The organism is Streptomyces sp. NPDC025721, from assembly GCF_055558595.1.
In genome coordinates, this window is sequence record NZ_JBVHMF010000010.1 from 250,187 (window position 1) to 258,678 (window position 8,492).

Annotated in this window: 9 protein-coding genes and 1 pseudogene; 3 read left to right on the plus strand and 7 right to left on the minus strand. The window is 73.7% G+C overall.

Translation table 11 applies throughout. The annotated features are described in order from the left end of the window. Positions 1-524: 524 nt before the first annotated feature. The 5 genes from ACZ4EF_RS17360 to ACZ4EF_RS17380 form a co-directional block, all read right to left on the minus strand. Positions 525-1,301, minus strand: coding sequence for an SDR family NAD(P)-dependent oxidoreductase (locus ACZ4EF_RS17360; RefSeq protein ID WP_467505131.1), 777 nt, complete (start codon positions 1,299-1,301; stop codon positions 525-527). 34 nt (positions 1,302-1,335) lie between these two features. After that, on the minus strand, positions 1,336-2,007 hold the full coding sequence (locus tag ACZ4EF_RS17365) for an MOSC domain-containing protein (protein ID WP_401309269.1): 672 nt from the start codon (positions 2,005-2,007) through the stop codon (positions 1,336-1,338). Positions 2,008-2,017: 10 nt separating this feature from the next. Then, entirely contained in the window at positions 2,018-2,683 is a 666-nt protein-coding gene (locus ACZ4EF_RS17370; RefSeq protein WP_467505134.1) for an MOSC domain-containing protein, read from the minus strand. Between the two features lie 19 nt (positions 2,684-2,702). Next, positions 2,703-3,491 (minus strand): GNAT family N-acetyltransferase, encoded by a 789-nt coding sequence (locus ACZ4EF_RS17375; protein WP_467346727.1) that lies wholly within the window; start codon positions 3,489-3,491, stop codon positions 2,703-2,705. Between the two features lie 74 nt (positions 3,492-3,565). Beyond that, on the minus strand, positions 3,566-4,732 hold the full coding sequence (locus ACZ4EF_RS17380; protein ID WP_467505136.1) for an aminotransferase class V-fold PLP-dependent enzyme: 1,167 nt from the start codon (positions 4,730-4,732) through the stop codon (positions 3,566-3,568). Between the two features lie 84 nt (positions 4,733-4,816). Here ACZ4EF_RS17380 and ACZ4EF_RS17385 point away from each other — a divergent pair, with 84 nt between their 5' ends. Next, the gene (locus tag ACZ4EF_RS17385; RefSeq protein ID WP_467505138.1) at positions 4,817-5,722 is read left to right on the plus strand and encodes a LysR family transcriptional regulator; all 906 of its coding nucleotides are present in this window, start codon (positions 4,817-4,819) and stop codon (positions 5,720-5,722) included. A 160-nt stretch (positions 5,723-5,882) separates the two neighbouring features. Here the strand turns inward: ACZ4EF_RS17385 and ACZ4EF_RS17390 are convergent, their stop codons facing one another. Continuing rightward, positions 5,883-6,068: a pentapeptide repeat-containing protein gene (locus tag ACZ4EF_RS17390; RefSeq protein WP_467505156.1), complete on the minus strand. Its 186-nt coding sequence runs from the start codon at positions 6,066-6,068 to the stop codon at positions 5,883-5,885. Positions 6,069-6,086: 18 nt separating this feature from the next. Beyond that, positions 6,087-6,401: pseudogene (locus ACZ4EF_RS17395) on the minus strand (WhiB family transcriptional regulator); the annotation flags it as partial. Positions 6,402-6,870: 469 nt separating this feature from the next. Between ACZ4EF_RS17395 and ACZ4EF_RS17400 the strand changes: the two are divergent. Both ACZ4EF_RS17400 and ACZ4EF_RS17405 read left to right on the plus strand, forming a co-directional pair. After that, entirely contained in the window at positions 6,871-7,482 is a 612-nt protein-coding gene (locus tag ACZ4EF_RS17400) for a response regulator transcription factor (protein WP_003948568.1), read from the plus strand. Between the two features lie 225 nt (positions 7,483-7,707). Further along, positions 7,708-8,328 (plus strand): sigma-70 family RNA polymerase sigma factor, encoded by a 621-nt coding sequence (locus ACZ4EF_RS17405; RefSeq protein ID WP_355336798.1) that lies wholly within the window; start codon positions 7,708-7,710, stop codon positions 8,326-8,328. Positions 8,329-8,492 lie beyond the last annotated feature (164 nt).

The following is an 8,492-nucleotide window of genomic DNA, read 5'->3' on the forward strand; positions in this document are numbered from 1 at the left end:
AAGCACGCAAAAGTATAAAAAAAAACCACCCCCCCCCCCCCCCCTCCCCCCTCCCCCCCCCCCCCCCCCCCCCCCCCCCCCCCCCCCCCCCCCCCCCCCCCCCCCCCCCGCCCCCTTTCCCCGCCCCGGCCCTACGTCGCCTCCCCGACAGACGGCACACCGCCTTCCCCGCGACGCCCCCCGGACGGCTCCCTTGCCCCGGGCGTCACGCCGATCTTTTTCGGGGCGCGGCCCCGGGGCGGTTCCCTTGCGCGGGGCGTCAGGCACGGCTTTTTCGGGGCGCGGCCCCGGGGCGGTTCTTCTGCCGAGGCGGCACGCCGTGTAGTTAGGGGCGCGGGGAACTGCGCGCTCAGCCCGCGCGGAGGCGCGGGTGAAAACCGGCCCCAGCGGGGCAGTCGCTGTTGTTCTCGGGCTGAAAGCCCGGTGGGGGCTGGTCGCGCAGTTCCCCGCGCCCCTAAAAACAGGCCCTGCGTCGGCGCCGCGCGCGTAACTGCGGCCCTGGGGGCGTGAGCTGAGGGATCGGCTTACCCACGGGGGTCGAAGCGGCGGCCGGCGCGGGTGGAGGCGGCTGCGTAGAGGCCGGGAGGAAGGTGCCGGGCAAGGGACACGGCGAGTTTGTAGCGGGCGGAGGGCACGCTGAGAATGCGCCGACGGGCGAGATCACGCAGGGCCGCCGTGACCACGGCATCGGCGTCGAGCCAGGCGAAGGAGGGCAGCCGGGAGGCGTCCATCCCGGCCCGGGCGTGGAATTCGGTGCGGACGAAGCCGGGGCACAGGGCGAGGAGCCGCACGCCGGACCCGGCCGTCTCGGCGGCCACGCCCTCGGTGAAGTGGACGATCCACGCCTTGCTGGCCCCGTACGTGCCGCGAGGCATGTAGGCCGCGACGGACGAGACGTTGATCACGTACCCGCGCCCCCGCGGGCGCATGGTCTCGACGGCCGCGCCGGTGAGGCGCAGCACGGCCTCGCAGTGCAGCTTGAGCATGCGCAGCTCGTCGGACATGGGGGCGTCGAGGAAGGTGCCGTGGTTGCCGAAACCGGCGTTGTTGACGAGGACGTCGACGGGCCGTTCCCGGTCGCGCAGCCGCGCTTCCACGGCGGCGATCCCGTCGTCGGTGGTGAGGTCGGCGGGGAGCACCTCGACGTCGGCCCCGTACCGCTCGCGCAGCCCGGCCGCGGTGTCGGCGAGCCGCTGTTCGTCGCGGGCGACGAGGACGAGGGCGTGTCCGTCGGCGGCGAGCCGTCGTACGAAGGCCGCTCCGATGCCGGAGGTCGCCCCGGTGACCAGTGAAGTCGTCATCCCGGCAGCGTACGGGCCGCCGCCGGACCCTTCGTCAACGCGCCGGACTCAAGCGGCTGTTGACCGCCTCCAGATACGTACGGTTCATGGTGTCGGCCGCGGCCATGACCCGCGGCAGCAGCTCGGACTCCAGGGTCATCGCCCGGAAGAGGAAGGCGACGGTGACCTCGTGGTCCGGCCGGTGCACGACCTCGACCGGGTCCCCCGCGCGGACCTCGCCCGGTGTGATCACCCGCAGGAACGGGCCAGGCAGCCCCTCCCGGGTGAACCGCTTGACCCATCCGCGTTCGTCCAGCCACCCGGCGAAGGTGCGGCACGGGATGCGGGGCGAGGTCACTTCGAGGACGAGCCCCGCGGCGCCGATCCGCCAGCGCTCGCCGATCAGCGCGGCGTTGACGTCGATGCCGGTGGTGGTCAGATTCTCGCCGAAGCGGCCGTCGGGCAGCTCGCGCCCCAGCCGCCGCTCCCAGCGGTCGAGATCCTCGCGGGCGTACGCGTACACCGCCTGTTCGTCGCCGCCGTGGAAGCGCAGGTCGCAGACGGTGTCCCCGGCGAGGCCGCCGCCCGCGACGCCGCGCGGTCCGGGCGCCGTGACGGCGACGGGTCCGGTCACCGGGAGCTTCCCGATGCCGGTGAGGCCGCCTTCGCCGTCGGTGTAGGGCACGACGAGGGGGCGGGCGACGTTCACGGAGCGCACTCGGGACATGGGAGGCAGCCTATTTCGGGTCGTGGGCGAGGCGGCGGCGGATCGCGTCGCGGTCCTCGCGGGGGAGGGCGTCGAGGCCGGTCAGCAGCGGCAGCAGCTCGGGCTCGGTGGTGAAGGCCCGGAAGGACAGCGCGACGGTGACCTCGTGGTCCGGCCGGTGCACGACCTCGACCGGGTCCCCGGCGCGGATCTCGCCCGGCTCGATCACCCGCAGATACGGGCCCGGCAGCGCCGCGTCGGTGAAGCGCCGCAGCCACCGGTTCTCGCCGAGCCAGCCCGCGAAGGTCGCGCACGGGATGCGCGGGCAGGACACCTCCAGGAGGGGTCCGCGCGCGCCGATCCGCCAGCGCTCGCCGATCAGCGAGGCGTTGACGTCGATGCCGGAGGTGGTCAGATTCTCGCCGAAGAAGCCGTTGGCGAAGGTACGGCCCAGCTCGCGGCCCCAGTGGTCGAGGTCTTCGCGGGCGTACGCGTAGACGGCCTGGTCGGCGCCGCCGTGGTGCTTGACGTCGTGCGCGCGGTCACCGGCCAGACCGACCGCGCCGTCCCCCTTCGGACCCGGCGCGGTGACCCGTACCGGGCCGGTGACCGGCCGTTTGTCGATACCGGTCGCCGGCAGCCGCTTCCACGGGTTGGGGCGCGGGTGGCCGATGTTGACGCTCAGCAGCAGTCCCATGCGGGGCGCGCCTCCGCTCTCAGGGCTGGTAGAGGTACGGGGTGGTGACGCTCAGGGCGCTGAAGCCGAGGCGCTGGAGGATGGGGCGGCTGGCGTCCATCGCGTCGACCTGGAGGTAGCGGTAGCCGCGGGCGGCGGCGATACGGGCCCGGTGGGCGATCAGCGCGCGGTAGACGCCGCGCCCCCGCCACTCGGCGACGGTCCCGCCGCCCCACAGGCTCGCGAAGTCCTTGCCCGGCGGCATCTCCATGCGGGCCCCGCAGACCGGCCGGTCGCCCGCCATCGCCAGCACCAGCGCGATCTCGTCCGGCGCCTGCGCGAGCGCGTCCAGCAGCCGCTCGCGCAGCTGCTCCGCGCCCGTACCGAACGCCTCCTCGTGCACGGCGGCCAGCAGGTCCACCCCGGCGGCGTCGGTCACCTCCACCAGCCGTACGCCGTCCGGCGGGACGGGCTCGCCGGGCAGCGCCGCGACCTCCGCGACCATCAGCGTCTCCGGCTCCTCCGGCACGAACCCCGCCGCGCGCAGCCGCTCGCCCAGATCCGCCGGCCGGTCGTGCGAGTAGAGCTTCCACTCGAACTCCCGGCCCGCCCCCTCGGGCGACTTCAGCCACGCGAGCTGCGCCTGGACCGCGGGGCCCGCGCTGTCCTCGTCCAGCTCCGACCAGAGCACCCCGCTCCAGTCGTGCATCGCGGCCCCCACCTGCCGCACCACCCCGCCGCTCCGCTCCACCCGCGTCCCCGCCCCCTCCGGCGGAGCGTCCCGCCGCATCTGAGCATCGAACAACCCGAGTACATAAGCGCGATCCATCCCCCCATCCCAACACGCCCACCCCCCCACCCCCAACCGATTTCCCCCCGCGACGCGCCCCGCCGGGAGAGGCGTCAGGCGAGGGATTCGAGGGTGTGGTCGATGTCGGAGGGGGTGTTGTAGAGGTGGAAGGCGAAGCGGAGGGAGGTGGTGGGGGTGGAGAAGCGGACGGCGGCGGCGGTGAGGCGGGCGGGGGCGGTCGGGGGGAGGGCGACGGTGACGGTGGCGGAGGGGCCGGGGACGGGGGTGTGGCCGAGGGCGGTGAGGCCGTCGCGGAAGCGGGCGGCGAGGGCGGTGTCGTGGGCGTGGATCGCGGGGACGCCGATCTCCTCGATCAGGGAGAGGGAGGCGGCGGCGCCGACGAGAGGGAGGTAGGCGGGGCGGGCGTCGAAGCGGCGGGCGCCGGGGGCCAGCCGGGTGACGGGGCCGTAGCACCACTCCCAGGGGTCGTCGGCGGCGTACCAGCCCGCGAAGCCGGGGGAGAGGGTCGGCTCGGCGCCCGCGCGCACGGTCAGGAAGCAGGCGCCGTGCGGGCTGAGCAGCCACTTGTAGGCGTGGCAGACCACGTAGTCGTAGTCGTCGGCGCACAGCGGGAGCCAGCCGACGGACTGGGTGCCGTCCAGGAGCGTACGGGCGCCGTGGGCCGCGGCGGCGGCGCGGATCGCGGGCAGGTCGGCGACCCGGCCGTCGGCGGACTGCACGGCGCTGACGGCGACCAGCGCGGTGCCCGGCCGCACCGCGTCGGCGAGCGCGTCCAGCGGCACGATCCGCAGGTCCAGGTCCTCGCGGGCGGCGAAGGGCTGCACGAGGGAGCTGAAGTCCCGGTCGGCGACGACCACTTCGGCGCCGGGCGGCAGCCGCGCCGCGATCAGCCCGACGCTCTCGGCGACCGTGCTGGCCAGCGCCACCCGCTCCACCGCCACCCCGACGATCCGGGCGTAGGCGGCGCGCGCCGCGACGACGGCCGCCTCGAAGGCGTCGGTGTCGGGGCGGCCCGCCGCCCACTCGTCGACGGCCCCGCGCAGCGCCGCCGCGGTGCGGGCCGGGAGCAGCCCGACGGTGGCGGTGTTGAGGTAGGGCGCGGCGGGGTCGAGGTCCGGATACTCGGCACGGATGAGGCGGTCCGCGGCGAGGCCGCCCACCCAGGCGCCGCCGGCGCCCGCGCCCGTCCCGCTGCCCGCGCTCGTACCGCTGCCCGTACCGCTGCCTGTGCCTGTGCTGCCGAATGCGATGGCGTCCATGGCTCCTCAGCGTGGCGCGGGCCCGCCTCAAAGTCCATTACCGATATCTGTCGGGTATCCCTAAGTTCCGCTTATGGTGGGCGGATGATCGAGGCACGTCATCTCCGGGTGCTGCGGGCCGTCGCCCGCACCGGTTCGTTCTCCGCGGCGGCCCGCGAACTGGGCTGCACCCAGCCCGCCGTCAGCCAGCAGATGAAGGCGCTGGAGCACTCCGCGGGCACCCCGCTGCTGGTCCGCGGCGCCCGCGAGACCCGGCTGACGGAGGCGGGTGACGTGCTGGTCAGGCACGCCGTCGGCATCCTGGCCGGGCTGACGGCGGCCGAGGAGGAGGTCGCGGCGATCGCGGGGCTGCGGGCCGGACGCGTACGCCTCACCTCGTTCCCCTCGGGCAGCTCCACGGTGGTGCCGGGCGCGGTCGCGGCGATGCGCGCGCAGTACCCGGGCACGAAGGTGTCGCTGGAGGAGGCCGAGCCGCCGCGCTCGGTGGAGATGCTGCGCGCGGGCGACTGCGACATCACCCTGGCGTTCCGCTACGTGGATCTGCCGACCCCGGCCGAGGAGTCGTGGGACGACCTCGTCGTGCGCTCGCTGCTCACCGACCGGCTGGTCGGCGTCGTGCCCGAGGGGCACGCGCTCGCTGTCGGCGGGCGCCCGGTGGACATCGCGGAGCTGGAGCAGGAGCAGTGGATCGCGGGGTGCGCGCGCTGCCGCCGCCACCTCGTGGAGGTGTGCGAGCGGGCCGGGTTCACCCCGCGGATCGACTTCGCGACCGACGACTACCCGGCGGTGGTCGGCCTGGTGGCGGCCGGTCTCGGGGTCGCGGTGCTGCCGGAGCTGGCGCTGGAGTCGGTACGTCCCAAGGGCGTCGCCGTGGTGGAGGTGCGTCCGGCCGTGCAGCGCGAGGTGGTGGCCCTCACGCTGCCCGATCTGGCGAACGTCCCGGCGGTGGACATGATGCTCGGCCGCCTTGCGCAGGCGGCGGCCCGCTGATCTCAGGGCACCGGTCGCCCGTCAGCCGGGCCCGGCGGGCGGCGCGCCGCGCGTGCCGTACGCGGCAGGGCGGACGGGGCCGACGCGGCCGATGGAACCGGGAGTGCCGACGGCACCGGGAGTGCAGGAACGATTCTGCTGGCGTCTCGCGGAAGCGCGCTCACACGTGGGACGCGTCGCGGATGTCGGACGCGTCGTGCAGGTCGGCGTCGTGCAGGTCGGCGTCGTGCAGCTCGGACCTGTCGTGCAGGTCGGCGTCGTGCAACTCGGACCTGTCGTGCAGGTCGGCGTCGTCCAGGTCGGCGTCGTCCAGGTCGGCGTCGTGCAGGTCGGTCGCGTCGCGCACGTCCGACGGCTCGCGCTCGGAGCGGCCCGCTTCGGCGTCCGCCGAGGGCATCCGCGACCGCGAGCGGCCCATCATCGCCTCGCGCTCGTCCTCGGTGAGTCCGCCCCAGACCCCGTAGGGCTCGCGGACGGCGAGGGCGTGGGTGGCGCATTCGGCCCGTACGGGACAGCGCATGCACACCTCCTTGGCGGAGGCCTCGCGCGCGCTCCGGGCGGCGCCCCGCTCGCCCTCGGGGTGGAAGAAGAGCGAGCTGTCGACGCCTCGGCAGGCGGCCACGAGCTGCCAGTCCCAGAGGTCGGCGTTGGGGCCGGGAAGGCGGGAGAAGTCTGCCATTGCTTATCCCCTCGGAGGGTGTGTGTCGGTCTGGGAGGCCGTGAAGAGTCAGCGTCTCGACCGTACATCTACTGTCGTAGTAGATGTAAATATGACTCATCGCCAATCTAGTGGCGAATAGCCCACAAGGCGCGAAAGAGCGTCCAAACAGTGAAAAATCTGGCATAACACCCGTTCGGCAGCATCCGGGCAGGGCCGCTCGGCCGTAGAGGAATCGTTCCGCCTCCGAAATACCGGCTCTCTCACCCGTCTGACCTGCGGCCTGGGCGATCCGTGTGCGCATGATCACGTAGAGTGCCGATGACCGTCGGCAAACTTCGTAACTCTTTCGGGTGAGGGTCGTTGAGTCTGGCGGAAGCGGTTGGCGGACAAGTGAATCGGGCAAGTGCCCGAGGCCGTCAGCCTCAACGGTGAACATTCGTACAGCCTGGAGGCACAACGTGACGCGGTTCAGCTGCGGAGGGCGGTCATGACTTCTGTCCTCGTCTGCGACGACTCCCCGCTCGCCCGAGAGGCCCTGCGCCGCGCGGTGGCCACCGTGCCCGGTGTCGAGCGCGTAACCACCGCGGCCAACGGCGAGGAAGTCCTCCGCCGCTGGGGTGCCGACCGGTCGGACCTGATCCTGATGGACGTCCGCATGCCCGGCCTCGGCGGCGTCGAGACCGTACGGCGGCTGCTGTCGGCCGACCCCGGCGCCCGGATCATCATGCTCACGGTCGCCGAGGACCTGGACGGCGTGGCGCTCGCCGTCGCCGCCGGTGCCCGCGGCTACCTGCACAAGGACGCCTCGCGCGCCGAACTGCGGGCGACTGTGACGCAGGCGCTGGCCGACCCCACCTGGCGGCTCGCCCCGCGGCGGCTGCGCTCGGCCGAGATGGGCGCCGCGCCCACCCTCACCGCCCGCGAGATCCAGGTGCTCGAAGGCATGAGCCACGGACGCTCCAACGCCGAGATCGGCCGCGAGCTGTTCCTCTCCGAGGACACCGTGAAGACGCACGCCAGGCGGCTGTTCAAGAAGCTCGGCGCGTCCGACCGGGCCCACGCCGTGGCGCTCGGCTTCCGCTGGGGCCTGGTTCGCTGAGCCGTCGTGTCGTACGCCCGAGAGGGCGGCCGTTCCGGCGAAGTCGCCCACAAGTCCTCGGTTTCCCGGGGGAGGACGCATGCTTGACGTATGGACTTCCTCGGGGATCGGCGGGGGCCTCACATGGCGGAGATGACAGCGTCGGGTTCGGCCGCTCATAACGCTTCGGTGCAGAAGTACGGCCGCGATGACGCGGATCGCGCCGCGGCGAGGCACCATGGGTGGATGCGCGACGACGACACTCCGGCCATCGGTGCCCTTGTCCGGCGCGCAGTCGACGGCGACGAGCAGGCGACACACGACCTGCTCGCGCATGTCCACCCGCTCGCCGAGCGGTACTGCCGCACCAAACTGTCCCGTCTTCCGGGCGACGCCCGGCACTTCGTCGACGACCTCGCCCAAGAGGTCTGTCTCGCGGTGCTGTGCGCCCTGCCCCGCTACCGCGACCTGGGGCGGCCGTTCGAGGCCTTCGTGGTCTCCATCGCCGCCCACAAGGTCGCCGATCTGCAACGGGCCGCCATGCGCGGGCCCGGCAGCACCGCCGTTCCGTCCGACGAGATGCCGGAGAAACCGGACGATTCGCTCGGCCCCGAGGAGCGCGCGCTGCTCAACAGCGACGCCGCCTGGGCCAAGAAGCTGCTCGACAACCTCCCTGACCACCTGCGCGAGTTGGTGCTGCTGCGGGTCGCCGTCGGGCTGAGCGCCGAGGAGACCGGCCAGGTGCTCGGCATGTCGCCGGGGGCCGTACGGGTGGCGCAGCACCGCGCGCTCAGCCGGCTGCGCGCCATCGCGGAACAGACGGCGGGGGCGCCCGCCGCCGGGGACGCGCCGGGTCTCTCGGCGTAGGACACGCGGAAACGGACACGCGGAAACGGACGCGCGGAAACGGACGCGCGGAAACGGACGGGCGGGGCCGGCGCCGGGGCCGGCACCCCAGTGCTACCGGACGGTTCGGCCGCGCGGTTCCACCGCTCGTGCCCCTCCCGGTGTCTGTGGCCCTCCACGTGCGT

Coding starts and splice junctions, on each gene's coding strand:
- ACZ4EF_RS17375 (WP_467346727.1), bottom strand. CDS start 3,491: ATGGATCGCGCTTATGTACTCGGGTTGTTCGATGCTCAGATGCGGCGG.
- ACZ4EF_RS17360 (WP_467505131.1), bottom strand. CDS start 1,301: ATGACGACTTCACTGGTCACCGGGGCGACCTCCGGCATCGGAGCGGCC.
- ACZ4EF_RS17365 (WP_401309269.1), bottom strand. CDS start 2,007: ATGTCCCGAGTGCGCTCCGTGAACGTCGCCCGCCCCCTCGTCGTGCCC.
- ACZ4EF_RS17370 (WP_467505134.1), bottom strand. CDS start 2,683: ATGGGACTGCTGCTGAGCGTCAACATCGGCCACCCGCGCCCCAACCCG.
- ACZ4EF_RS17380 (WP_467505136.1), bottom strand. CDS start 4,732: ATGGACGCCATCGCATTCGGCAGCACAGGCACAGGCAGCGGTACGGGC.
- ACZ4EF_RS17385 (WP_467505138.1), top strand. CDS start 4,817: ATGATCGAGGCACGTCATCTCCGGGTGCTGCGGGCCGTCGCCCGCACC.
- ACZ4EF_RS17400 (WP_003948568.1), top strand. CDS start 6,871: ATGACTTCTGTCCTCGTCTGCGACGACTCCCCGCTCGCCCGAGAGGCC.
- ACZ4EF_RS17405 (WP_355336798.1), top strand. CDS start 7,708: ATGCGCGACGACGACACTCCGGCCATCGGTGCCCTTGTCCGGCGCGCA.